This is a genomic window from Actinomyces qiguomingii (genome assembly GCF_004102025.1).
Taxonomy (GTDB): Bacteria; Actinomycetota; Actinomycetes; order Actinomycetales; family Actinomycetaceae; genus Actinomyces; species Actinomyces qiguomingii.
Genome location: NZ_CP025228.1, coordinates 1,116,102 through 1,137,417 on the forward strand (window position 1 = coordinate 1,116,102; position 21,316 = coordinate 1,137,417).

Sequence of the window (21,316 nt, forward strand, 5' to 3'; positions counted from 1 at the left end):
ACTTCGACCGACCTCGGGGAGGGGGCTTTGTTGGTTCTCTCAGGAAGGCGGCATAGGCTCTCTTACTCGACCCCCGCTCCGGAGAGCCCATGCTTGAGCTGCACGAGATAACCAAGTCCTACCGCACCGCATCCTTTGACCAGACTGCACTGGACGGAGTGTCCGTCTCCTTCCGGGACAACGAGTTCGTGGCCGTGCTCGGCCAATCGGGTAGCGGCAAGACCACCATGCTCAACATCATCGGCGGTCTGGACCACTTCGACTCCGGCGACCTGGTGATCGACGGCATCTCTACCAAGAACTACCGCAGTCGCGACTGGGACGCTTACCGCAACAACCGCATCGGCTTCGTTTTCCAGTCCTACAACCTGATTCCCCACCAGAGCGTGTTGGCCAACGTCGAACTCGCCCTGACCCTGACCGGCGTCTCCCGCGGGGAGCGGCGCCGCCGCGCCCTGGACGCCCTGGAACAGGTGGGGCTGGCAGACCACGTCCACAAGCGGCCCAGCCAGCTCTCCGGCGGCCAGATGCAGCGCGTAGCCATCGCCCGCGCCCTGATCAACGACCCCGAGATCCTGCTGGCCGACGAACCCACCGGCGCCCTGGACTCGACCACATCCATTCAGGTGATGGACCTGCTGCGGGAGGTCGCCGCCGACCGGCTGGTCATCATGGTCACCCACAACCCTGAGCTCGCCCACGACTATGCCACCCGCATCGTCGAGCTCGCCGACGGGAGCATCACCTCCGACACGGCCCCTTACATCCCCACGGCCGACGACGCCCGCGAGGCACGGCCGCCGCGTCGCACCCGCATGGGGCCATTGACTGCGCTGTCGCTGTCCTTCAGCAATCTGATGACTAAGAAGGGGCGCACACTCATGACCTCCTTCGCGGGGTCCATCGGCATTATCGGCATCGCCCTGATCCTGGCGCTGGCCAACGGCGTCAACGCCTACATCGCCCGTACCGAGGAAGAGACACTGTCCTCCTACCCGCTCCAGATCGAGCGGCTGGGCATGGACTACACCGCCTTGATCGCCCGGGCCACCGACACCACGACCCAAGAGGATCTTCCCGACGGCGTGGTCGGGGAGCGCGGCGACGTGCGTGACATGTTCGGCTCGGCCAACACCAATGATCTGGCGGCGCTCAAGGCCTACTTCGAAGCCGACGGCGGCGGCATTAATGCCCATGTAAATGCCATTGAGTACCTCTACAACGTCAGCCCCCAGCTGTACCTTCCGGTCACCAAGGCGTCCTCGACCATGCCCACACAGGTCAACCCCGACTCGGCCTTCTCATCCTTCGGCGCCATGACCGCCACCATGCAGATGACCGTGTTCCGGCAACTCGCCGCTGACAACGGTCTGTATGTCGACCAGTACGACGTCGCCGCCGGCCGCTGGCCCACTGCTTACAACGAGCTGGTGCTGGTGCTGCCGGAGGACGGCCGGATGAGTGATATGACTGCGTACGCGCTCGGCCTGCGCGAACACAGTCAATTGGAGCAACTGGTGCAGACCTACATGGGTAACACGCCGGCGGCCGTAGCGATGCCCACGGCGGCAGCCACCGCCACGGCCAATGCGGCGGGCGCCGACCCCTCCGAGGATGCCACCACGGACTCCACCGCAGAGCGCACTTACGCCTACAACGATCTGATCGGACGCACCTTGAGCCTGGTGCCGTCCCACAAGCGCTACGTGCATGATGCCGACTACGGCGTGTGGACGGACAGGTCCGCCGACGCCGCCTACATGTCGCAGCTGGTGGCCGACGGCGAGACCATGAGCGTGGTGGGCGTGGTGCGCGCCAACGGATCCCAGGCAGCTCTCACGCCGGGCCTCTACTACACCCCGGCCCTGACCCGGTATCTGGTTGAACAGGCTGCTGATTCCGACATCGTCAAGGCGCAGTTGGCCGCGCCCGACGTGAATGTATTCACCGGGAAGACCTTCGCCGAGGAGGAAGACGCCGCTGAGGACACCGAATTCGACCTCTCCAGCTTGTTCACCATCGACGAGTCCCAGTTGCGGGCCGCTTTCCAGATCGACCCTGACGCCCTGGACATCTCCGGCATGGACCTGTCTGGCATGGATCTGTCTGGCCTGGACACCACCCAGATGGACCTGTCCGGACTGGACCTGTCCGGACTGGCGGCCGTCCAACCCGAGATCGACCTGTCCGGACTGGACCTGTCCTCGCTGAGCCTGACCGACCTGGAGCAGCAGTTCCCCCAACTAGCGGACGTCGACTATGCGGCGCTGATAACCCGGGCGCTGGCCGACGGCGTGATCAAGGAGGGGGCCGACACGCGGGTGGCGGCCATGATGACCGGCCTGATCGCGGACTTCACGGACTACTACGCCGAGCACGCCACCGGCGATGATCCGGCCGACCCCAGCGACGACCCCGAACTAGGCGTGCTCATCACCGACTATCTGGCACAGGAGGACGTCCAGCGCACCATCGCAGAAACACTCGGCTCAGAGGAAGTGATCGACTCGGCCAAGCTCACCGAGAATCTCACCACTGCCCTGGGCGCCGACCCCGCCGTAACCGAGATCTCCGAGGCGGTGCGCGACCGACTGGTGGCAGAGATCGGTTCCCAGGTGGCCGGGGCGGTCGCAGGCTCCATCAGCGAAGCTCTGTCCAGCGCGGTGCAGCAGACCATGGCGGCCGCTATGGCACAGATGATGACTGCCATCCAGACGCAGATCGCCGCCCAGATCCAGACCGCCACTAGCCAGCTGGCCACCGGCCTGGCCGATGCCGTGAGTGTGGATCCCGACGCCTTCGCCCAGGCCTTTGAACTGGACATGACCCCGGAGGAGCTCAGCCAACTGCTCGCCACGCTGGTGTCCACCGAGACGGCCACCTACGAGTCCAACCTGAGTGGGCTGGGTTGGGCGGACCTGGACAACCCCAGCGAGATCCACATTTATCCCAAGGACTTCGCGGCCAAGGACGAGGTCAAGCAGATCCTTGAGGACTACAACGCCGAGCAGATGGCGGTCGGCGCCGATGACAAGGTCATCACTTACACCGATGTAGTCGGCGTGCTGATGAGTTCGGTGACCCGGATCGTCAACATCATCTCCTGGCTGCTGATCGCCTTCGTGGCCATCTCCCTGGTGGTCTCCAGCATTATGATCGCCATCATCACCTACATTTCCGTGCTTGAACGCCGCAAGGAGATCGGCATCCTGCGCGCCGTCGGCGCCTCCAAGGCGGATGTCCGGCACGTGTTCAACGCCGAGACCATCATTGAGGGGCTGCTCGCCGGGCTCATGGGTGTGGGTATAACCTTGCTGGTGAGTCTGCCCGTGAATGCCTTTATCCACGGTCGCTTCGGCGTGGAATCGATCGCTCAGTTGCCGGTGAGTGCCGGCGTGATCCTGATACTCATCTCGGTGGGGCTGACCGTGCTGGCCGGCCTGATCCCATCTGGCAAGGCCGCTCGGGAGGACCCGGTGGAGGCGCTGCGCTCGGAGTGAATCCGACCTGGTAGTTGCCTGTGCACCCCTCCGGTAGGCTGCTCCTGTGAGTGACAGCACGACCTTCGGTTCCCGCGGGAGCGAAAACCCGATCCTGCTTCAGGGATTCGCCTGGGATATGGCCGCCGACTCCAGCCACTGGCGCTTCCTCGCGGACAATGCCGCCCTCATCGCGGACTCCGGCGTCACGACTATTTGGCTGCCGCCCGCCTACAAGGGCCAGGCCGGCGTCAACGACGTCGGCTACGGCGTCTATGACACCTACGACCTGGGTGAGTTCGACCAGAAGGGCACCGTGCCCACCAAGTACGGCACTAAGGACGAGTATGTCGCCGCCGTCGCCGCGCTGCGCGCAGCCGGCATCGAGGTACTGGCCGACATAGTCCTGAATCACCGCATGGGTGCCGACGGCGCCGAGCAGGTGCGTGCCATCGAGGTCGACGGCGCCGACCGCCGCAAGCCCATCGCGGACCCGGCCACCATAACCGCCTGGACGAGCTTCACCTTCCCCGGCCGCCACGGCACCTACTCCGACTTCACCTGGGATCACACCTGCTTCCTGGGCACGGACTGGGACGAGCAGGCCCGCCGTAACGGTGTGTGGCTGTTCGAGGGCAAGGAGTGGAATGAGGATGTCACCGATGAGCGCGGCAACTTCGATTACCTCATGGGCGCGGATGTAGACCTGAACAATCCGCGGGTGTCGGACGAACTGATCCGCTGGGGCCGCTGGTATCTGGAGACCACGGGCGTGGACGGTGTGCGGCTGGATGCCCTAAAGCACATGAGCCGTGAGTTCTACCGTCGCTGGCTGCCCGCCCTGCGTGAGGCCACGGGCCGGGATGTTCCCGCCGTCGGGGAGTTCTGGTCTCGAGACGCCGCCGAGCTTTGCGCCTACCTGGGGGAGGAGCCGATCATGAGCATGTTCGACACCCCCCTGCACTACCGTCTCTACCACGCCTCCTTCAAGGATCATTTCGACCTGTCGAAGATCTTCGAGCACACTTTGGTGGAGGCCGATCCTGACCACGCCGTGACCTTCGTGGAGAACCACGACACCCAGCCGGGCCAGTCCTTGCAGTCATTCGTAGAACCCGGCTTCAAACCTGCTGCCTACGCCCTGGTTCTGCTGCGCGAGGCCGGCACTCCGTGCGTCTTCTGGGGCGATCTGTTCGGCACCCCGGAAACCGGGGACATGTCGGCCTGTATCGAGTTGCCCCTGCTGATGCGGCTGCGCCGCAGCCTCGCCTACGGCCCGCAACATGATGCCTTCAACGCCGCCGACCTGGTCGGCTTCACCCGCGAGGGTGAGGACTCCCACCCGGGTTCAGGCCTCGCAGTCGTGCTGTCCACCGGGGTGTCCGCCACCAAGCGCCTGTATGTGGGTGCCCGGCATGCGGGGGAGCGGTGGATCTGCGCCATCGGCGGGCATGGCGCCATCACCATAGGCGGTGACGGCAGTGCCGAGTTCCCCGTAAGCGAGACCGGCCTGTCCGTCTATGTGCCCGCCTCCGCCCGCCCCGTCATTGACCGGGGCATGACCCGGCTGGTCCGCGTACGCTGAGGGAACACAATCGAGGAGGAACCATGCCCACTCCGGACAATCCGACCACCGACAAGAAGATCGCCGTCCTCATCGCCGAGGGATTGGAGGAGGTGGAGGCGCTGGCGGTTGTCGACGTCGTGTTCCGTGCCGGCATTCGCGCCGAGCTAATCGCTGTTGGCGACTCGCTGACCGTCACCTCCTCCCACAAGGTGGTGCTCACCTGTGAGGCGCTGCTGAGCGAGGTGGATCTGGACGACTACGACATGGTGTTCCTGCCCGGCGGAATCCCCGGCACGCCCAACCTCAAGGCAGTTCCCGCCGTCACCGACGAGGTCACCGCGCGTGTGCAGGCTGGGCGCCCTGTTGCCGCCATCTGCGCCGCACCTTCAATCTTGGCCGAGCTGGGACTGCTGCAGGGGCGTGATGCCACCTCCAACCCCAACTTCATGGGGGTATTGGCAGAGCACGGGGCCCGCACCAGTCAGGCAGCTGTCGTCGTCGACGACCAGTTGCTGACCAGCCGGGGCATGGGCACCGCAATCGAACTCGGCCTGGAGATCGTGCGCCACTACCTGGGCGATGATGCCGTCGACGCCGTCAAGCGCGGCATCGTCTACCAGCACTGACAGCCGACGACGACGCCCGGACCGTGCTCGGGTGGCCCGGGCGTGAGCGCCGCGAGCTGCATACCTGCGTCCGGCAGCACCGGCACGGCCAACTGCGGCGGCTCGGATGCAGGCCAGCACGATCCGCTGTCGCCAGACCTGGGCAGGTCTAGTCAGATGTCGTCAGATGTAGATGGTCGGGTCGAGCATGAGCTCGGGGTCGGTACGCGGGTCGCGGGCACGGGCCGGTACGCCCACGCCCACATGATCCGCGGGCAGGTTCTTCACCAGGACGGCGTTGGCGCCGATCTTGGCGCCGTCCTCAACGGTTACCGGCCCCAGCACCTTGGCGCCGGCCCCGATCTGCACATTATTGCCGATGGTGGGGTGCCGCTTGCCGGGATTCATGGAGACTCCACCCAGCGTGACGCCGTGGAACATGAGCACGTCATTACCCACCTCGGCGGTCTCCCCGATCACCACCCCCATGCCGTGGTCGATGAAGAAGCGCTCACCGATCTTCGCGGCCGGGTGGATCTCAATGCCCGTGGCTGCACGGGCCGCCTGCGACAGGGCACGCGCAGCGAAATGGTGGCCGCGGCCCCACAGGGCGTGGGCCGCTCGGTGCGCCCACAGTGCGTGGACCCCGGGGTACAGGAGGGCCACCTCAAGGATCGAGCGGGCCGCCGGGTCCCGCCGTCGGGCGGTCGCCAGATCCTCCTTGGCGAGTTCGATGAACGACCGGCTTGACTTGTGCATGGTGCTCCTATGACAAAAGCCTGATGGTGGGGTGGACAACAGACGCAGATATCGGGGGTGGAGCACGCCGGCAGCGCCGCGAAGGGCCTGTGACCTGCGATGATCCGTTCTGGCAACGTCGGTGTTCGCATCCCTGTTCCAGGTCTGGTGCCACCGACGCCCGACTGTGTCCGAATCCACTGTGGGATATGAGCGAGGGAGGGGCGGTGGGTGACCGCGCCGTCTGCGGCCGCCCACCGCCTACCGGTTCAGTACTCAGTCCTTAGGTGCTCAGTTCAGGTAGTCCGCGTACAACGGCGTCGACAGGTAGCGCTCACCGGTGTCCGGCAGGACAGTGACGATGGTCTTGCCCGCGAACTCCGGGCGTTGCGCGAGCTGTGAGGCGGCGGCCAGAGCAGCGCCGGAGGAGACTCCCACCAGGAGGCCCTCCTCGGCGGCGGCGCGGCGGGCGTAGGTAAGAGCAGTGTCGGAGTCGATGTGCAGCAGCTCGTCCCAGATGGACTGGTCCAGCACCTCGGGGACCACGTTGGGGCCGATACCCTGGATCTTGTGCGGTGCGGCCTTGCCCTCGCTGAGCAGAGGGGACTCGGTGGGCTCCACGCCGAAGATCTTCACGGCGGGGAGCTGCTCGCGCAGAATCTGTCCAACGCCGGTCAGGGTGCCGCCGGTGCCGATGCCGGCGACGAATACGTCGAGCTGGGAGTCGGTGGCCTCCAGGATCTCCCGGGCAGTGGTCTCGCGGTGGATCTGGGGGTTGGCTGGGTTGGTGAACTGGGAAGCGAGTATGGAGTTCGGCGTGACGGCCTGAATCTCCTCGGCGCGCTTGACCGCGCCGGCGACCCCACCCTCGGTGGTGAGCACCAGTTCGGCGCCAAAGGCGCGCATGATGGCGCGGCGCTCCTTGGACATGGTTTCCGGCATGGTGATGATCACCCGGTAGCCGAGCGCGGCGCCGACCATGGCCAGGCCGACGCCGGTGTTGCCGGAGGTGGCCTCAATGATGGTGCCTCCGGGTTTTAGATCGCCGGAGGCTTCGGCCGCGCGGACGATGGACAGGGAGATGCGGTCCTTGACGCTGCCGGCAGGCTCGAAGGCCTCGACCTTGGCCAGAACAGTTGCGGGTGCGCCGTCGGTGACCCTGTTGATGCGGACCAGTGGAGTGGAGCCGACGAGTTCGGTGATGTTGGCTGCGTACGCCATTGCGGAATCCTTAAGTCTTGTGAAGGCGGAGTACAGTCGCGCCGATCCGGCGCTTACGAGGTCTGTACGCCCGCGGCCTGGAGATCGTTTGAGTAGTTCTTGGGGATCGAATCGGGGGAGGGGCGTTAAGGATGCCCCGAGCGCCAGGCATGCACGCAGCTATGCGTGCACAGTTTCATGGCCAGGCGCTCTATCGACACCGGCAGCAGCAGGAGAACATCACGCGCATGACGCCGTTGACCGTCATGGGGTCCTCCTCGGTTGCGGTGCTGCTGAAGCTTGCGGGGAATCGCCGACGCTTGTGGCGGCGTCCTCCGCTGAGACGACATTAGCGTGTGCGGCGGCACCGCTGTCAAATGTTCCGTATGGTGAGTTGCACTGCATGAATGCGTCACAGGCTGCGGGTGAGGGCGGTTTCGACGATGCGGCTGCCGGCCGGTTCGGCGACGGCGGTGCCCCCGGTTAGCGCCGCCAGCTGTTCGGCCAGCGCGCCGGAGTCGGATGCGCAGGTAGATACCGTGAGGACGGCATGAGTGGCCTCCCATGTGGTCTGCTCCATCCTGATTCCCTCCGGGCCAGCGTTTGCGCGCAGCTGAGCCTCCAGACGCCCGGCGTCGGCCACGGGCACGCGCACACGCCACAGTCGACGGGTGTCCAGACGAACCCGGGAGGCGGCGTCCAGTGCCCGCGTGGCGGCCTGTGAATAGGCTCGGGTCAGGCCACCCGTGCCCAGCAGGGTCCCCCCGAAGTAGCGGGTGACTACAACGGTGGTGTTGGTCAGACCGGTGCCGCGCAGGACGTCAAGCATGGGTGCTCCTGCGGTGCCGGAGGGTTCGCCGTCGTCACTGGAACGCTCAATCGGCTGCGCCCCTGGCACTAGGACGATAAAGGCGCTGCAATGATGGCGTGCGTCCGGGTAGCGGGCGCGCACGGAGGCGATGAAGGCGCGAGCGGAAGCCTCGTCGTCGGTGCGGGCGGCGCGCCCGAGGAAATGCGAGCGCTTGACCTCCAGGTCGGTTTCCGGGTGCTCGCCGCGGGCCAGGGTGATGATGGCTTCAGGGGCTGCGTTGGCGGAAGGACGTGGCGAGGCGGTCATGGCTTCATGTATAGCCTTCATCCGTGGTCGTGGCGGTGGTGCGGCGCGATCGCCGGGGTGTACGGGACTGATCTCACACGCTCTGTGGTGCGTGCGGGCTGGAACGGGACCCGGATGAACCGCTAGGGTGACCCCTGGTCAACTGTCCTTCAGGCCGCCCGTGACCGGGTGGTACCAATTCGTTTGAGAGGAGCGGGCTCATGGCAGTGCCGAAGCGGAAGATGTCCCGCAGTAACACCCGGAATCGTCGTTCGCAGTGGAAGGCCAAGATGCCTGCGCTGCAGACGATTACCGTTGCCGGCCGCAAGATCACGGTTCCGGCGAGGTTGTCGAAGGCCTACCGGACCGGCCTCCTTGAGGGCTGATGACCGCTGACGTCTTGGTTCCACCCAAGACGCAGTGGCAACAGCGGCGGACCCTGAGTCCGACCAATGCGGGTGTAGCTCAATGGTAGAGCCTCTGCCTTCCAAGCAGATGGCGCGGGTTCGATTCCCGTCACCCGCTCGGTGAACGCGTGGCCGCCCCGGCTTTCCGGTGGCGGTCGCGGTTGTTTACGCGGGGTGTGGCGCAGCTTGGTAGCGCGCCTGCTTTGGGTGCAGGAGATCGTGGGTTCAAATCCCGCCACCCCGACGACGAGTACGCCCATGAGCTCGCTTATGAGGCGTGCGAGGAGGAAGACGCAGTTTCCGGCGGTTGAGCTGGGGATACTGCGGTCCAGCTGGAGGATTGGGGTTCAGGTAGGCGTATTTCCTTAGCCGTGGGACCCGCTGGCTTCGTATACGCGGACAGCCGCAGGGTTGGGGTCCGGGACCTGCGCTTTTACTGCTGGCCGGTATACGTGGAGAGCCACAGGTCTTGGTTCCCGTGTCTGCGGGGCTGGTATGACTGGGATGACTCCATTGAATCGTCGCCGGCCGCCAACACCACCGGCCCGGGAGTCTCGCCGCCGGCCCGGGAGTCTCGCCGCCGGCCCGGGAGTCTCCCCACCAGCCCGAGAGTCTCCCCACCGAGTCGGGATCCTCCTCATTGGCCTGGGAGCGTTCCCTGTTCGGTATACCAACGGCAGCCAGGCGGTCCATCGGCAGCCAGGCGGTCCAACGGCGGCTCGGGCTTGTTGCCCAACGCCGCCGCAGGTTCTCCCGGATTTCTCTGCGTTGCCGCGTGAATTGTTTATAGTAGTTTTGTGGTGTCTGTACTGAACGGACTGCTCGCCATCGTTGCCGTGGTGGGTGCCTTCAGCAGTTGGGAGTTAATGCCGGGCAGACACCATCGGATCGGCCTGGCGCTTACCGCCGCGCCCGTCGTCGCCGGGCTCTTCTACGGCCTGTTGAACCGGCATGACTTGGCGTTGCTGCCGCTGGACGTGTTGTATGGAAGTGTGGGCAGCTTTGTTGCGGCCGCGATCGGCACCTTGCGCGGTGACAAGCACCATGACACGGGTCTGCATCGACTCCGGCTGATGGATGTGGTCGTCCTGTTGGCTTATGCGGTTCTTGCCGTCGTGATGCACGCGAACTTTGGCGAGGCAATGCGTGGTCACCGGGGTGGCCCCCTGCCCTTCATCGAGCCGGCTTGCCTTGCTGCAATGGCGCTGGCACTGGTCTGCTTCATACTGTCGTGCGACGCCTTCGATACGGGCCGCACCCGCGCCTGCGTCGGCTGGGCAACGGGCCTGTTGCCACTGGGGTGCCTGTTAATGTCGCTCTTACCGGAGGGCGATTCATCACAACCCTCGTTTGTCCCCGTGGGTCTGTCCCTCGGCGCGATGGCCGCCATATTCACGCTCCTGATCGGGCTCATTCCACCGCCGCGCACAGGAAGCTCCAATCTCCACAACCTGCGCAGGGCCCACGTCCTGGCCTTCTTCAGCTACCTCGGTATCATCGCGCTGTCTGTGCTGTACCTGATCATCTGGCGGCAGCTCACTCGATGACACATGGCCTGAACCTTGCGCCGCGACGCCTCGTACTAGGGTGCAAGACGTCGTAGCAGGCAGCACTGCCGCTGACCTCCCTACACCGCGGCCTGGCCCACTGCATCGGCCAGCGCCCGAATCTGCGCCGGTGTGGTGCGGCAGCAGCCGCCGACGGCGCGTGCTCCCAGCTCCTCCCAGGCGGGCAGTGTGCGAGCCAGTAGATTGTCGCCGAGTCCCGTGTTACCGCCGGAGGTGGACCACGTCTTGGCCGCCGCGTCATAAGACTCGCCGGAGTTCGGGTAGACGACCAGCGGCAGGCCGGTGAGGTCGGCTAGCAGACTCAGCGCCGTCGTCGCCGTCTCCATGCCTGTGCAGTTGACCCCCAGCAGCCGCAGCTGCGGGCATTCCCGCGACCAGTCGGCCACATCCTCCAGACCAGTACCGTCACGCAGCGCTCCGCCGTCGTCGCGCACCGATAATGACAACCACGCGGGCACGTCCGGCGCGTCCTCGGCCAGCAGCCCCAGCAGCGCCCGAATCTCCGGCCCCTGCGGCATTGTTTCCAGGGCCAGCACGTCCACGCCCGCCTCCAGCAACAGCCGCAGTCGTGGGCGGTGGAAGGCGCGGAACTCCTTGTTGGTGAGCGTGTAGGCGCCGGTGTACTCGCTGCCATCGGCCAGGTAGGCGCCATATGGGCCGATCGATCCGGCCACCAAGCCGTGCCGCCCGGTCGCCGCTTCATACTCCTCGCGCGCCCGAATAGCCAGGCGTACCGCGATTCGCACCATTTCCGCGGACTCGTCCTCGCTTAAGCCCGCACGTCGGTAGGCTTCCTGATTGGCCTGATAGGTGTTGGTTGTGGCCACGTCGGCGCCGGCAGCGAAGTAGGCGCGGTGCACATTCAGGACCGCCTCGGGCGCATCCCGCATCGCCAGGGCCGACCACAGCGGACCGGAGGTGTCAACGCCCAGTTTTTCCAATTCGGTTGCCATGGCCCCGTCGAGTACTACGGTGCTCCGCTGTGCCAGTAGTCTCGTGAGTGCGTCGTTCACATCGATCCTCTCCCGACCCTGTTCGCTGCCGCCGCACGTCGACGGCGCAACCACCCTAGCCGGGAAGACCGGACGCATCTCCCCGGATCCGACCATAGGAAGTCCCATGGCAATCGAACCCGACACCGCCACTGATCATCCTGCGCCGGCCACCTCGTCGCCATCGTCAGCCTCACCAACGGGGTTCTCGACCGGGCAGGCGCCGGCACCGCTGCCCGATGCGGACCAGGACGCCCACAGGCACGACCGCCTGCAGCGCAAGATGAGCTCGCGCCACCTGACCATGATCTCCTTCGGTGGCGTCATCGGCACCGGCCTGTTCGTCTCCTCCGGCTACACCATCAGCCAGGCCGGCCCGCTGGGCACCGTACTCGCCTACGCCCTCGGCGCGCTGCTGGTTTACCTGGTCATGCTGTGTCTGGGCGAGTTGAGTGTGGCCATGCCCTGGACCGGTGCCTTCCATGTCTACGCCAAGGAGCTGATCGGTCCCGGCACCGGGTTCGTGGTGGCGGTGCTGTACTGGTTGACCTGGACCATCGCGTTGGGCTCGGAGTTCACCGCAGCTGGCGCCATCATGCGCCACTGGTTCCCTGCCACGCCGGTTTGGATGTGGTCGGCGATCTTCATTGTTGTGGTCTTCGCCACCAATGTTTTCTCGGTGCGGGTATTCGCCGAGGCCGAGTCGTGGCTGGCGGGGGTGAAGGTCTTCGCCATCATTGCCTTCATCGTGCTCGGCAGCTTGGCGATCATCGGCATCATCCCCATGGCCGATGGCTCCTCCTCTCCGGGGCTGAGCAGCTTCATCCGGGACGGTTGGTTCCCCAACGGCTTCGGGATGGTGCTGACCACCATGCTCACCGTCAATTTCGCCTTTTCCGGCACCGAGCTGATTGGCGTGGCCGCAGGGGAGACCACCGACCCCGGCCGCAACATCCCGCGCGCTATCCGTACCACGGTGGTGCGACTGACCGTCTTCTTCATCGGCTCGATCGTGGTCATGGCCGCGCTCATCCCCTGGCAGGACGCCGGCGTGGACAACTCGCCCTTCGTTACGGTGCTGGACATGATAGGCGTGCCCCACGCGGGCGACATCATGAACATCGTGATCGTCACCGCGATCCTGTCCGCCGCCAATTCCGGTCTGTTCGCCTCCACCCGCATGCTGTGGTCCCTGGCCAATGAGGGCACCGTGCCGGCCGTGGTCGCTCATACCACCAGGCGGGGCGTGCCCGTGGTGGCCTTGTCGCTGTCCATGGTGGGCGGCCTACTGGCCTTGCTCAGCTCGGTGGTGGCTGCGCGTACCGTCTACCTGGCGCTGGTGTCCGTCTCCGGGCTGGCGGTGGTGATCGTGTGGATGGCGATCGCCGCCTGCCAATTCCTCTTCCGACGTCGCTGGCTTGCATCCGGGCACCATGTCGCCGAGCTCGGCTACCGTACGCCCGGGTACCCCTGGGTGCCGCTGGCTGCCTTCGTCGGCTCGGCCGCCTCCTGCCTCCTGATCGTCTTCGACCCCGAACAGAGCTCCGCGCTGTACTGGACGGTACCCTTCGTCGCCCTGTGCTACGCCGGGCACGCACTGGCACTGCGCCGCGGCTGGGTGAGGGCCTGAGACGAACGACGGCGCAGGGCAGCCAGGACCGCGGTCCGTGGCGCGCCGTAGGCTCCTGCCATGCCCTCATATCGCACCATTCTCACCGTCACCGACCTGCTGCCGGGGCGCGGCCCGCAGGACGTGGAGACCGCCGCCCGCACCGCCGTGACCGCCTCGACCACGTTGGAGGCCTTCCAAATCGACGTCGTGCGCGGTCGGCCGCGCGTCACGGTCCGTTTCACCGGGGCCGACGACGCCGATGCCCGCGCCGTCCATGGGCGCATCATCGCGGGGGTGCGGGAGGCCGCCGTCGTCCCGCAGCAGGTGCTCGCCAAGGTGGTGGGCGGACGAAGCGCGCCCGTCGCACTGGATGCCTGAGCATGTTGGATGCGGGGCGGGATCCCTGATCCCGAGGTTTATGGACGCGGACCGTAGTGCCCTGGGAGTCGAATGTGAGCAGTTCCCGTCGTCTGTGGGTGGGCTCATTTGTCACCTGACCCGAGCCGTGCCCTAGGATGGCCCGGAATTGACGCCGCATCCGGGCGTCCGCCAGGGGCCGCCGGCCCCGCACCTACCAGTCGCAGTCACACATTCGGAGTAGAACCCCGTGAAGAGCACCGTCGAGAACCTTGACCCCGCGCGTATCAAGCTGACCGTGGAGGTCCCCTACGAGGAGCTGGAGCCGAGCCTCGACGCCGCCTACAAGGAGATCGGCTCCCAGGTCCAGATCCCGGGATTCCGCCGCGGACACGTCCCGCCGCGGATCATTGATCAGCGCGTGGGACGCGCCTCCGTCATCCAGGAGGCGGTCAATAACACACTTCCCGACTTCTACCGCGACGCCCTCACCGAGTCCGGCCGCGTGCCCATGCGCCAGCCGGAGATCGAGGTAACTGAGCTGGTTAACGTCACCGGTCCGCATGGCGGTCAGCTAACCTTCACCGCCGAGGTGACCGTGCGCCCGGAGTTTGAGCTGCCCGAACTGGGCGACCTGGAAGTCACCGTGGACGCCGTCGAGATCACTGATGCGGATGTGGATGCCGAGCTGGATAAGCTGCGTGCCCGCTTCGGCTCGCTGAAGTCCGTGGACCGGGCTGCCGCGACCGGTGACTTCGTCACCATCGACCTTAAGGCTGTCATCGACGGCGAGGAGGTCGACTCCGTGTCCGGAGTGTCCTACGAGATCGGTAAGGGCAACATGCTCGAGGGTCTGGATGATGCCCTGAGCGGCCTGACCGCAGAGGAGTCAACGACCTTCACAACCGCGCTTGCCGGCGGCGAGCACGCGGGTGAGGAGGCGGAGGTCACGGTCACCGCCACCGCCGTCAAGGAGCGTGAACTGCCCGAGGTGGATGCTGACTTCGTCGAGGAGGCCTCCGAATTCGACACGCTGGATGAGCTGCTTGCGGATCTGCGTCGACAGGTGACCGAGCGCAAGGTCGGAGACCAGGCCGTTGCCGCACGCGATACTTTGCTGGAGCGACTGCGGGAGGCCGTCTCCTTCGAGGTGCCCGACGCCGTGGTCGAGGATGAGATCAAGCAGCATCTTGAGGCCGAGGGCAAGGCGGAGGACGACCCTCACGCCGAGGAGATCCGGGACGATGTCATCTCGGGTGTGCGTGACGAGATCCTCCTGGATGTGTTGGCCGAGTCCCTGGACGTGTCCGTCACCCAGGACGAGTTGCTGGAGTTCTTCATGCAGACCGCCCAGCAGTACGGCATGGAGCCGGCCCAGTTTATGCAGGGCGCCCAGCAGGCCGGCCAGATTCCCGCCTTCGTCTCCGAGATCGCCCGCAACAAGTCGCTGGCGATGGGGCTGCGTCAGGTGGCGGTGAAGGACTCCAACGGCCAGACGGTAGACCTGACGGACTTCATCGGCTCCGACGAGCTCGACGCTGAGGTCAATGCAGCCGCCGCGGCGGAGGCCGCCGTCGATGGAGTGGTGGACACGGAGGTCGTCGTGTCCCCGGCCGACGTGGATGACGATTCCGCAGGCTCCGGTTCCTCGGCCTCCTCCGCCTCGGCGGAAAGTGCCGACGACGCCGAGTGACGCCCGTACGTAACGCTCAGGGAGGGCCCGTGCCGTCAGGCGCGGGCCCTCCCTGCGAGTTCGGTCGGTATGACTGCCGAGTTCGGTTGGTATGACTGCCGAGTTCGGTTGGTATGACTGCCGAGTTCGGTTGGTATGACTGCCGAGTTCGGTCGATTTGACTGCCGAGTTCGGTTGGTATGACTGCCGAGTTCGGTCGGTATGACTGCGAGTTCGGTCGGTATGACTGCCGAGTTCGGTTGGTATGGCTGGCTCTTTGGGCTGGGGGGTGTTTTTCTGCGGTAGTGCTGAGGGTGTTGCTTTCAGGTCTGGTTGGTTGTCTTTGACTGTCAGCGGGGTCGGTTCTCCGTGTCGGCGTCCGGTGTCGGCGTCCGGTGTCGCTGCCCCGGGGTTCGGGTCGGTGGCCAGATGTGCGGCCTGGTGGCCGTAGTAGGGCGGTTGGCTGGCATCTTTGAGCCAGAAGTGTCTGGATTCGGCACGAACGGGCTGTCTGCGCGGGTGGCGCCCTCGGAAACTTTGGGATTATGCGGCGTGGTGGGCGGCTTCGGGTGCGGGACCATCGTTTGTGCCGATTTTGGACACTTTCCCCGGCCCGCTAGCCCCACCGACCGAACTCGATGGTTATATCTGCCGAACTCGATGGTTATATCTGCCGAACTCGATGGTTATATCTGCCGAACTCGATGGTTATATCTGCCGAACTCGGCACGCGCAGCTGAGCCGGAAGAGCTGGTATTGCGTCACCTCTCCGCCTGAAGTAGTGTATGACTCAACAGTCATATGACTGGACGGTCATAATCGTATGGACGGAGGACTCGTGCCCAAGGAGACGTTCCTCAACCTCCCGCGGGACAAGCGTGCCCGCGTCATGGAGGCGCTCAAGACGGAGTTCGCGGCGCACTCCTACGCGCAGACCTCGGTCGATCGCATCACTGCCGCCGCCGGGATCTCGAAGGGCAGCTTCTACCAGTACTTCGAGGACAAGCGCGACGCCTACCTCCACCTGGTGCGCGAACTGATGAGCGCGCGGATAGGTGTCGGCGATGCGCCGGTGCCCGAGGCGCCCTTCGAGGATGTGCTCAGGTCAATGGTGCTGGGCAGCCGGGACTTCTACCGGCGCGATCCCCGTGCCTGGGAGGTACTTGCGCGTTCACTGTCGGACGACGCCCCGGCCGCACTCGGGTCGGATGAGAACATCGACGCCGGCGTGCATAAGTGGGCCGCGGCGGCGATCGCCGCCGGGCAGGACGGCGGCGAGTTGCGCGGTGACGTCGACCCCGAGACCGCCGCCTGGATGCTGGAGAAGGTACTGCTGAGCGTGCCCGAGTACGTGGCGACCCGGTTCGAGGTGAGTCCGCAGCAGGCGGCCACGGATGGCAGTGCCTTCGAGCGTCCCGAGATCGCGGCGGTGGCCGATGACATCGTCGCCATGCTCGTGGCCGCCCTGATGCCTCAGCCGCAGAACCGCACGGGCGGGAGGGCTCATGGCTGAGGCGATCGCCACCCGCTCCCTCGGCTTCACCTACCGGGGCGGAGCCGCCCCCACCCTGCACGGGGTCGACCTCACGGTCGGCGTCGGGGAGGTGGTCGGCCTGCTCGGACCGAGCGGTGCGGGCAAGTCCACCCTGCAGCGGGTCTTGACCGGGCTGCTGCGCGGCGCCACGGGCAGTGCTCGGGTGCTCGGGCGGGAGTTGTCTTCATGGGGCCGTGAACTGTACGAGCGCGTCGGGGTGGGCTTCGAGCACCCGGTGGCCGTCGGCTGCCTGACCCTGCGGGAGAATCTGGCCTACTTCGCGCGCATGTATTCGGCAGACACGCGCACGCCGGACGAACTGCTGGAGCTACTCGGGCTGGCGCAGGACGCCGGCCTGCGCGCCGCGGCCATGAGCAAGGGCATGGGGATACGACTGAACGTCGCGCGGGCCCTGCTGCACCGTCCTGAACTGCTCTTCCTAGACGAGCCGAGCTCGGGCCTGGACCCGGTCGCCGCAGCCCGGATGGCGGATCTCATCACTCGCGAACGCGAGCGCGGCTGCACTGTGGTGGTGACCACCCATGACATGGTCCTCGCCCAGGAGGTGTGCGACCGCGTCGGCTTCGTCGTCGACGGCACCATCGTCGAGACGGGTGCGCCCGACGAGCTGCGGCGGCGCCACGGCAGGCGCGAGGTGGTGTTGACCTGGGACGGGGGCCGCTCCGCGTTTCCCCTCGACGGCCTGGCGGATGACCCGGGCTTCCACCGCGATCTGCGTAACCACGAGGTGCGCGCGCTCCACAGCCAGGAGGCCGACCTGGCCCAGGTGTTCCGAGCGGTGACGGGGCGGGAGCTGTCGTGAGGCACTCAGTGCGGCGCACGGCGGCGACTCTCCTGCTGGATCTGCGGCGCCAGGCGGTCGGCGGTTACTGGTCGGTGGCGGTGCTGGTCGGGGCAGTGGTGGCGGGCATGGTACGGGGCCTGGGGGTGGAGCCCACCCGCTGGTGGCCGATCCTTCTCCTCGGTGAGTTGACGGTGACCTGCTTCTACTTCGCCGCCGTGCAGGTCCTGGCCGAGCGGGGGGAGGGGATGCTGACGGCCCGAGCGCTCACGCCGGCGCGGGAGGAGGAGTACCTGGCCGCCCTGATGCTCTCCCTCGGGGCGTTGGCGGTGCTGGAGTCGGCGGTGCTGGTGCTGGTTGCCGGCGACTTGCCGCGGCACTGGCCGGCGTTGATCGCGGGCGTACTGGTGCTGGCCGCCCTCGAGGTGCTCTACGGAGTGAGCGTCGTGGCCGGATACGACACGGCGGCGGCCTTCCTGCTGCCCTCGGGATTGTGGACCGCGGTGTTCATCGTGCCGGTGCTGCCCCTTATGGGGCTGGGCGGCGGCTGGTGGCTGTGGCTCCACCCCCTGCAGCCCGCAGTGATCCTCGTGGAGGTAGCCTTCGATCGCGCTACGACCGCGCTGTCGGTGCCCGCTGTCGTCGTCGGGGCGCTCTGGGCCGCCGTGGGGATGGCGGTCGCTCGACGGCGTCTGCACGCGATGAGCATCGAGGCCGGGGAGAAGCCATGAGACGCAGGGGGATGGCCGGCACCGAGTCCGGAACTCCGAATGACATCCGCACCGCGGCGACGATTCGGGCGCTGGCCCGCCTGGCGCCACTGGACCTGCGCCGCCTGGCGCGCGATGAGCTGCTGTCGTGGATGGCGGTGCTGCCGCTCGCCGTCGCCCCGGTGCTGCGCCTGGCCGCCCCGGGGCTGGTCGGCGCGCTCTCACGTCTTGGCCTAAACGCGGGCTCCTGGCTGGAGCCGTTGGGCGCGGTGGCATTCGCCGTGATCATTCCCGTGCTGATGGGAACCGTGGTCGGCTTCATGCTATTGGCGGACAAGGAGGACGGCACCTGGCGGGCCGTGGCGGTGACCCCGGTCTCGTTGCGCGGCTACCTGGTCTGGCGCGCCGTTGTAGCGTCGGGGCTCGCCGCTCCGCTCGTTGTCCTGGGACTACGTGTGGGTGGGTTGAACCATCTGGATTGGGCGGCGGATGCGGGCCTGGCCCTGGCGGCAGCGCCCTTGGCGGGTATGACCGCCCTGGCGCTCGCCGCCTTCACAGATTCGACGATCCAGGCGGTCACGGCGATCAAACTGGGATTCGTGCTGCTGGTGCTGCCGGCCCTCGTAATGGGGCGAGACGGGTCATGGAGCCTCCTGGCCGCCCTGGTGCCATCGTGGTGGCCCCTGCGGGCGCATGCCGCGATGATCCGAGCCGAGGCGTGGGAGCCGTGGGTGGCCGGTGCGGTCGCCGTCGGCGTCCTGCTCGTGGCGATCTGCCTGCATCGCGTCACTAGAACTGCACGCTGAGCCGCCGCGGCTGGTTCGCCGGGTGCGTCAGTCCTGGGTGTCGCGATCCTCGACCTCCACCATCACCAGCTGCATCCGGCACGGGGTGACGGCGGTCAGGGCGTGGCGGTCGTTCGGGGCCAGGTAGATGACGTCGCCGGCCCGCATGCGCTCGGTGCGCCCGGCCACGGTGAAGTCCATCTCGCCCTCCAACAGCGTGACCACCACGGCCTTGGTGGAGGCGTGCTCGGTGAGCAGCTGGCCGGCGTCGAAGGTGAAGATGACGGTACGCAGGACGGCGTTGTTGACCACCACGCGAGAAGTGGTCGCCTCCTCGCTGACCGGCAGCGCCTCATTCAGGCCGAGGCGGAACAGGGACTCGGAGACGGGCGTGGTGGGCATGGCGTTTCCTTCCTTTACGGACACATCGTTCGCGGACTTGGCGTGCGCTCACGGAGGGGCTAATTATCCCCGGTCGAGCCGTTTCAAATCCTGTAGTCGAGGCTACCCGCATCGCGGGGCGACGAAGCGGTGGGCTCGGGCACACCGCAGCCGCCCAGGTGTCGTCCACCGTCACGCCGGGCCGCGTCTGACGTCCGCGGCATGGGTCGAAGGGGCAAGCATCGCCGTCGTCATGTGGGCCGTAAGCGAAAAGTCCCCGATCTCGGGCATGGGCTGGACGGGCGGCGGGTTAGCGTTGGCGTCACCGAACACGGAAGGACTGACGTGAGCGAGCTCCACACGCCTACGGCGGCCATTACTCCGGCCGCCGCCGACGGATCAGGTACGGGCCTGGGCCTGACCGACTCCATTTACAACCGCCTGCTCAAGGAACGAATCATCTGGCTCGGCTCCGAGGTGCGCGACGACAACGCCAATGCCATCTGCGCGCAGATGCTGCTGCTGGCGGCCGAGGACCCCGACCGAGACATTTACCTGTACATCAACTCACCGGGCGGCTCGGTGACCGCCGGCATGGCTATCTATGACACCATGCAGTACGTCCAGCCCGATGTGGTCACCGTCGCCACCGGTCTGGCCGCCTCCATGGGGCAGTTCCTGTTGTCCTCCGGGGCGCGCGGCAAGCGGTACATCACGCCGCACACCCGAGTACTCATGCACCAGCCCTCCGGTGGCGCCGGCGGCTCGGCCACCGACATCCGCATCAATGCGGACCTGATCATTAAAATGAAGCAGGAGCTGTCCGAGATCACCGCCGCGAACACAGGCCATACGGTCGAGGAGATCATCCGCGACTCCGACCGCGACCACTGGTTCTCCGCGACCGAGGCCCTGGAGTACGGCTTCGTCGACCATATCGTGAGCTCCAGCCGCGAGATCGGCAACCAGAACGGAGAGAACTGACATGACGAGCTCTCGGCCCTACTTCGACGCCGTCGCCCGGCAGGTCCAGGCCGCGGGTATCAACCCGCAGTCCCTGCCTCAGGCTCGCTACGTGCTGCCCCAGTTCGAGGAGCGCACCGCCTACGGCTTCAAGCGGCAGGATCCCTACGCCAAGCTGTTCGAGGACCGGATCGTCTTCATGGGCGTGCAGGTCGACGATGCTTCCGCCGATGACATCATGGCCCAGCTGCTGGTACTGGAGTCTCAGGACCCCGACGGCCTGATCACCATGTACATCAACAGCCCTGGCGGCTCCTTCACGGCGCTGACGGCCATCTACGACACCATGCAGTACATCAAGCCGCAGTTGCAGACCGTGTGCCTCGGGCAGGCGGCCTCCGCTGCCGCGGTGCTGCTGGCAGCGGGTTCACCCGGCAAGCGCCTGGCGCTGCCCAATGCCCGCGTGCTGATCCACCAGCCAGCCATGGAGGGTGTGCAGGGCCAGGCCAGCGATATCGAGATCATCGCCGATGAGATCGACCGCATGCGTACCTGGTTGGAGGAGACGCTGGCATTCCACACCGGTCAGCCGGTGGAGAAGGTCCATGCCGACCTCGAGCGTGACACAATCCTGACGGCCACCGCCGCCAAGGAGTACGGCATCGTCGACCAGGTGCTGTCCTCCCGCAAGGCGCCCGCCTCGCCGCACTCTGCATAGGCGAGCGGAGTTCGGGCGCCGCAGGCCCGGACGGACTGAGCAGGACGGGGCGGTGTCGGTTTCCGGCGCCGCCCCTGCTCGCCACTTCACCGAGATCGGCACAAGTTACCGTCGAGTTCGGTCGTAATGA

Annotated in this window: 19 protein-coding genes and 2 tRNA genes; 16 read left to right on the forward strand and 5 right to left on the reverse strand. The window is 66.4% G+C overall.

Annotated elements, in window-relative coordinates:
- Positions 1-89: 89 nt before the first annotated feature.
- From CWT10_RS04535 to CWT10_RS04545, 3 genes are read left to right on the forward strand one after another with little or no spacing between them, the layout of a single operon-like run.
- Positions 90-3,500 (forward strand): ABC transporter ATP-binding protein/permease, encoded by a 3,411-nt coding sequence (locus tag CWT10_RS04535; RefSeq protein WP_103063479.1) that lies wholly within the window; start codon positions 90-92, stop codon positions 3,498-3,500.
- Between the two features lie 46 nt (positions 3,501-3,546).
- Positions 3,547-5,064 carry an alpha-amylase gene (locus CWT10_RS04540; protein WP_269843782.1) on the forward strand — a complete coding sequence of 506 codons (1,518 nt, stop codon included), beginning with the start codon at positions 3,547-3,549 and terminating at the stop codon, positions 5,062-5,064.
- A 23-nt stretch (positions 5,065-5,087) separates the two neighbouring features.
- Entirely contained in the window at positions 5,088-5,672 is a 585-nt protein-coding gene (locus CWT10_RS04545; protein WP_103063480.1) for a DJ-1 family glyoxalase III, read from the forward strand.
- A gap of 162 nt (positions 5,673-5,834) precedes the next feature.
- Here CWT10_RS04545 and cysE read toward each other — a convergent pair whose 3' ends face one another.
- The 3 genes from cysE to CWT10_RS04560 all read right to left on the reverse strand — a co-directional run bounded on the left by cysE (position 5,835) and on the right by CWT10_RS04560 (position 8,706).
- A complete protein-coding gene (cysE, locus tag CWT10_RS04550) occupies positions 5,835-6,410 on the reverse strand; it encodes a serine O-acetyltransferase (protein ID WP_103063481.1) in 576 nt (191 codons plus the stop codon).
- A gap of 270 nt (positions 6,411-6,680) precedes the next feature.
- A complete protein-coding gene (gene cysK, locus CWT10_RS04555; protein ID WP_103063482.1) occupies positions 6,681-7,610 on the reverse strand; it encodes a cysteine synthase A in 930 nt (309 codons plus the stop codon).
- Positions 7,611-8,001: 391 nt separating this feature from the next.
- A complete protein-coding gene (locus tag CWT10_RS04560) occupies positions 8,002-8,706 on the reverse strand; it encodes an IMPACT family protein (protein ID WP_174721934.1) in 705 nt (234 codons plus the stop codon).
- A gap of 200 nt (positions 8,707-8,906) precedes the next feature.
- Here CWT10_RS04560 and rpmF point away from each other — a divergent pair, with 200 nt between their 5' ends.
- The 4 genes from rpmF (at position 8,907) to CWT10_RS04580 (ending at position 10,639) form a co-directional block, all read left to right on the forward strand.
- Positions 8,907-9,071, forward strand: a complete 165-nt coding sequence (rpmF, locus tag CWT10_RS04565) for a 50S ribosomal protein L32 (protein WP_103063484.1) — start codon at positions 8,907-8,909, stop codon at positions 9,069-9,071.
- Positions 9,072-9,139: 68 nt separating this feature from the next.
- Positions 9,140-9,210, forward strand: a tRNA-Gly gene (locus tag CWT10_RS04570).
- Positions 9,211-9,262: 52 nt separating this feature from the next.
- Positions 9,263-9,336: transfer RNA gene (locus CWT10_RS04575), tRNA-Pro, on the forward strand.
- Positions 9,337-9,889: 553 nt separating this feature from the next.
- A complete protein-coding gene (locus tag CWT10_RS04580; protein WP_128683287.1) occupies positions 9,890-10,639 on the forward strand; it encodes a hypothetical protein in 750 nt (249 codons plus the stop codon).
- An 80-nt stretch (positions 10,640-10,719) separates the two neighbouring features.
- Here the strand turns inward: CWT10_RS04580 and mmuM are convergent, their stop codons facing one another.
- A complete protein-coding gene (mmuM, locus tag CWT10_RS04585; RefSeq protein ID WP_199176353.1) occupies positions 10,720-11,673 on the reverse strand; it encodes a homocysteine S-methyltransferase in 954 nt (317 codons plus the stop codon).
- Between the two features lie 262 nt (positions 11,674-11,935).
- Between mmuM and CWT10_RS04590 the strand changes: the two genes are divergently transcribed.
- From CWT10_RS04590 to CWT10_RS04620, 7 genes are all read left to right on the forward strand, one after another.
- Positions 11,936-13,282 carry an amino acid permease gene (locus tag CWT10_RS04590; RefSeq protein ID WP_168190784.1) on the forward strand — a complete coding sequence of 449 codons (1,347 nt, stop codon included), beginning with the start codon at positions 11,936-11,938 and terminating at the stop codon, positions 13,280-13,282.
- A 60-nt stretch (positions 13,283-13,342) separates the two neighbouring features.
- A complete protein-coding gene (locus tag CWT10_RS04595; RefSeq protein WP_103063487.1) occupies positions 13,343-13,642 on the forward strand; it encodes an FMN-dependent dehydrogenase in 300 nt (99 codons plus the stop codon).
- A 229-nt stretch (positions 13,643-13,871) separates the two neighbouring features.
- The gene (tig, locus tag CWT10_RS04600) at positions 13,872-15,314 is read left to right on the forward strand and encodes a trigger factor (protein WP_103063488.1); all 1,443 of its coding nucleotides are present in this window, start codon (positions 13,872-13,874) and stop codon (positions 15,312-15,314) included.
- An 817-nt stretch (positions 15,315-16,131) separates the two neighbouring features.
- Positions 16,132-16,806, forward strand: a complete 675-nt coding sequence (locus CWT10_RS04605) for a TetR/AcrR family transcriptional regulator (RefSeq protein WP_244936777.1) — start codon at positions 16,132-16,134, stop codon at positions 16,804-16,806.
- Positions 16,799-17,650 carry an ABC transporter ATP-binding protein gene (locus CWT10_RS04610; RefSeq protein ID WP_103063489.1) on the forward strand — a complete coding sequence of 284 codons (852 nt, stop codon included), beginning with the start codon at positions 16,799-16,801 and terminating at the stop codon, positions 17,648-17,650. Before CWT10_RS04605 ends, CWT10_RS04610 begins: the two co-directional genes overlap by 8 nt.
- Positions 17,647-18,360 carry a fluoroquinolone export ABC transporter permease subunit gene (locus tag CWT10_RS04615; RefSeq protein WP_103063490.1) on the forward strand — a complete coding sequence of 238 codons (714 nt, stop codon included), beginning with the start codon at positions 17,647-17,649 and terminating at the stop codon, positions 18,358-18,360. Before CWT10_RS04610 ends, CWT10_RS04615 begins: the two co-directional genes overlap by 4 nt.
- Entirely contained in the window at positions 18,357-19,145 is a 789-nt protein-coding gene (locus CWT10_RS04620) for a hypothetical protein (RefSeq protein ID WP_128683289.1), read from the forward strand. The genes CWT10_RS04615 and CWT10_RS04620 overlap by 4 nt, the downstream gene beginning before the upstream one ends.
- 27 nt (positions 19,146-19,172) lie before the next feature.
- Here CWT10_RS04620 and CWT10_RS04625 read toward each other — a convergent pair whose 3' ends face one another.
- Positions 19,173-19,526: a cupin domain-containing protein gene (locus CWT10_RS04625; protein WP_103063492.1), complete on the reverse strand. Its 354-nt coding sequence runs from the start codon at positions 19,524-19,526 to the stop codon at positions 19,173-19,175.
- A gap of 324 nt (positions 19,527-19,850) precedes the next feature.
- Between CWT10_RS04625 and CWT10_RS04630 the strand changes: the two genes are divergently transcribed.
- Both CWT10_RS04630 and CWT10_RS04635 read left to right on the forward strand, forming a co-directional pair.
- Positions 19,851-20,489: an ATP-dependent Clp protease proteolytic subunit gene (locus CWT10_RS04630; protein WP_103063493.1), complete on the forward strand. Its 639-nt coding sequence runs from the start codon at positions 19,851-19,853 to the stop codon at positions 20,487-20,489.
- 1 nt (position 20,490) lies between these two features.
- Positions 20,491-21,186 (forward strand): ATP-dependent Clp protease proteolytic subunit, encoded by a 696-nt coding sequence (locus CWT10_RS04635; RefSeq protein ID WP_103063494.1) that lies wholly within the window; start codon positions 20,491-20,493, stop codon positions 21,184-21,186.
- Positions 21,187-21,316: the final 130 nt, after the last annotated feature.

What these genes read in the sequence shown, in the direction of transcription:
- CWT10_RS04635 (WP_103063494.1), top strand. Translation starts at nt 20,491, where the DNA reads ATGACGAGCTCTCGGCCCTACTTCGACGCCGTCGCCCGGCAGGTCCAG.
- CWT10_RS04560 (WP_174721934.1), bottom strand. Translation starts at nt 8,706, where the DNA reads ATGACCGCCTCGCCACGTCCTTCCGCCAACGCAGCCCCTGAAGCCATC.
- cysE (WP_103063481.1), bottom strand. Translation starts at nt 6,410, where the DNA reads ATGCACAAGTCAAGCCGGTCGTTCATCGAACTCGCCAAGGAGGATCTG.
- CWT10_RS04625 (WP_103063492.1), bottom strand. Translation starts at nt 19,526, where the DNA reads ATGCCCACCACGCCCGTCTCCGAGTCCCTGTTCCGCCTCGGCCTGAAT.
- CWT10_RS04545 (WP_103063480.1), top strand. Translation starts at nt 5,088, where the DNA reads ATGCCCACTCCGGACAATCCGACCACCGACAAGAAGATCGCCGTCCTC.
- CWT10_RS04610 (WP_103063489.1), top strand. Translation starts at nt 16,799, where the DNA reads ATGGCTGAGGCGATCGCCACCCGCTCCCTCGGCTTCACCTACCGGGGC.
- rpmF (WP_103063484.1), top strand. Translation starts at nt 8,907, where the DNA reads ATGGCAGTGCCGAAGCGGAAGATGTCCCGCAGTAACACCCGGAATCGT.
- cysK (WP_103063482.1), bottom strand. Translation starts at nt 7,610, where the DNA reads ATGGCGTACGCAGCCAACATCACCGAACTCGTCGGCTCCACTCCACTG.
- CWT10_RS04590 (WP_168190784.1), top strand. Translation starts at nt 11,936, where the DNA reads ATGAGCTCGCGCCACCTGACCATGATCTCCTTCGGTGGCGTCATCGGC.
- CWT10_RS04595 (WP_103063487.1), top strand. Translation starts at nt 13,343, where the DNA reads ATGCCCTCATATCGCACCATTCTCACCGTCACCGACCTGCTGCCGGGG.
- CWT10_RS04620 (WP_128683289.1), top strand. Translation starts at nt 18,357, where the DNA reads ATGAGACGCAGGGGGATGGCCGGCACCGAGTCCGGAACTCCGAATGAC.
- CWT10_RS04535 (WP_103063479.1), top strand. Translation starts at nt 90, where the DNA reads ATGCTTGAGCTGCACGAGATAACCAAGTCCTACCGCACCGCATCCTTT.